Annotated in this window: 1 protein-coding gene; it reads right to left on the reverse strand. The window is 62.8% G+C overall.

Features of this window, described 5'->3' with window-relative positions; all coding sequences use genetic code 11:
- Positions 1-11: 11 nt before the first annotated feature.
- On the reverse strand, positions 12-253 hold a 242-nt coding region (locus JAO29_RS23300; protein ID WP_334270671.1), incomplete at its 5' end, for a hypothetical protein.

Below are 253 nucleotides of genomic sequence, written 5' to 3' on the forward strand. Positions count from 1 at the left end.
AAGAGGTTCCGTCAAAGCACTGGCATGGCCAGCATGGACAGCGGCTGTGTCAACGTTGATCGTAGGCGCGACGGGCGCGGTAGCAGCCCTGGCGGATACGCTCTTCCCTTCGCCTTCACTGACGGCGCCTTGGCTGCCGACTTCGCGAGCTCTGCGCCTCTGTTGGTAAGGATGAGGTGGATCCACCCGGCAGCCGCAGCGATCAGTCTCTGCTGCGTGTTGTGGCTGGCCACACGGGTACGCTCGAAGCTTA

Source organism: Edaphobacter sp. HDX4 (assembly GCF_036877565.1).
GTDB lineage: Bacteria > Acidobacteriota > Terriglobia > Terriglobales > Acidobacteriaceae > Edaphobacter.